Source organism: Mycobacterium sp. UM_Kg1 (assembly GCF_000972925.1).
In the GTDB taxonomy this organism is placed as follows: Bacteria; Actinomycetota; Actinomycetes; order Mycobacteriales; family Mycobacteriaceae; genus Mycobacterium; species Mycobacterium hiberniae.
This window is the reverse complement of record NZ_JRMK01000289.1, coordinates 1-1814: the sequence shown is the minus strand read 5'-3', so window position 1 is coordinate 1814 and position 1814 is coordinate 1. Positions and strand designations below refer to the sequence as shown.

General features: G+C 69.6%; 3 protein-coding genes. All 3 read right to left on the bottom strand.

Annotated elements, in window-relative coordinates; all coding sequences use genetic code 11:
- Nucleotides 1-847: acyl-CoA dehydrogenase family protein (locus LI92_RS21110; RefSeq protein WP_046322429.1), on the bottom strand; the 847-nt coding region annotated here is incomplete at its 3' end.
- Nucleotides 848-880: 33 nt separating this feature from the next.
- On the bottom strand, nucleotides 881-1450 hold the full coding sequence (locus LI92_RS21105; RefSeq protein ID WP_046322427.1) for a TetR/AcrR family transcriptional regulator: 570 nt from the start codon (nucleotides 1448-1450) through the stop codon (nucleotides 881-883).
- Nucleotides 1451-1533: 83 nt separating this feature from the next.
- Nucleotides 1534-1814 (bottom strand): Orn/Lys/Arg family decarboxylase (locus LI92_RS21100; protein WP_046322425.1); only part of this gene is annotated, 281 nt, incomplete at its 5' end.

Here is a 1814-nt window from a genome sequence, read left to right as displayed (position 1 = left end):
TGTGTATAAGAGACAGGGCGTCGCCGAGGCGGATCTGGGCGGCCGGCTGGTTCTTCTGCGCGGCACCGGAATAGGCGAGCACGCGTTGTGTCAAACGCTCGGCGAACAGGTCCGTGACCCATTCGGCCGACCCGAGGGCGGGCATCGCCGCGACCAGCGCCAGCGCGGGCACCATCGGCCACCGATATGCCGACCCGTCGTGCAGGTCGGCCCCCGGGGCGGTACCCGAGTAGATGTCGACAACCTTGACCAGCCGGTGCGACGGGACGAACACATCGTCGATCAGCACGTCGTTGGAGCCGGTAGCCCGCATGCCCGCGGTGTGCCAGACATCTTCGACCCGGATCTCGTCGGCGGGCAACAACACCAGCGCCGGGTACGGGGCATCGTCGGGTCCGCAGATCGCGCCCACCATGATCCAGTCGCACTCCATGACCCCGGTGGCCCACGACCACCGCCCGGAAAGCCGGATGCCGTCCCCGTCGGGCACCCCGCGGCCGGTCGGCGCCAGCGGCGCGGGGCACAGCACCGGCCCGCCCGCGAACACCTCGTCCTGGGCCTGCTCGCCGAAGAGCGCCAGCATCCAGTTGTGCAGCATGTAGAACCCGAGCGTCCAAGCGCTCGACGCGCAGCCGTGCGCCATGCGCCGGATGGGGTCGAGGATCTCGGGGAACTCAGCCTGCCGGCCGCCGTAGCGCGCCGGCAGGAGCAGGCCGGCAAGTCCGGACGCGCGGAAGTCTGCCACGGTCTCGGCCGGCAACCGGCGCAGTTCTTCGGCCGCTGCGGCGCGCTGCGCCAGGTGCGAGATGAATTCGTCGGTCAACTCGGGGGCGGTCGTGGTCGTCATGCCCGGACCGTACCATACCTTTTGGTATGGTTATCAGTGCCGAAGCATCACATCCAGGAACATCTCCCGGCGGCCCGCCGCACGCGGACTCGGCGCCGAACCGGACAGGTGCAGAAAGCCGATACCGGCGGCAAAGGTCGCATTGGCACGCATATCGGCCTCCTCGGGCGCGAAGCCCTCATCGAGGAACACCTGCCGGACCGCGCCCAGCACCCGCCGGTCAGAGCTGGCCACCGCCGCGGCGACAGCCTCCTCCGAACGCGCCCATTCCCGCATCGCGCGTTCGAGCATCCAGTGGCCGGGGCTCACCAGCGCGGTCATCATGCGTGACAGCCGCTCACGCGGCGGCAGCGACGAGAGCGCATCGAAGTCGCCGCGGTCTTCGTCGCGCACCGCCGCCCAGGTGTCCACCAACGCCTGCCGATAGGACTTCATGTCGGCGAAGTGCCAGTAGAAGCTGCCCTTGGTGACCCCGAGCCGCCGGCACAGCCGGTCGATGGTCAGCGCCTTGACGCCGTCCTCGGCCAGAATCCGGAACCCGGCCTGCACCCAGTCCTGCGCCGACAGCCGACTGCCGCCGCGCACACCGTCCGTCGTGGCCATGCCGAGTCAGCGTAGTGACCGAAGATGCTTCCGGCGTGGCAACCCGTGCGACGCCGCTGCTGCCCGGCCCGGACCCGGCGGTCCTAAGCGCCCGCCTGGACGGCCCGGGTGTAGCGGTCCAAGGCGTCCTGGGTGAACACCGCCAGCCCCAGTTCGGGGTTGTAGCCGTGGATCTCCTTCACGTCGAGTTCGGCCAGGAAGTACAGGATCTCCTTGGAGATCACCTGACCGGGAACCAGCACCGGGAAGCCCGGCGGGTACGGCACGACGAAGGTGGTCGACACCAGCGTCTTGCCGTCCGCGACCCGGCGACCGGCATCCCCGAGCAGCACATGCTCGCGGTCGGTCTCCTCGTAACCGGCGT

Bases quoted from the DNA above. Each gene is read 5' to 3' on its own strand.
- LI92_RS21105 (WP_046322427.1), bottom strand. From the start codon at position 1,450: ATGGCCACGACGGACGGTGTGCGCGGCGGCAGTCGGCTGTCGGCGCAG.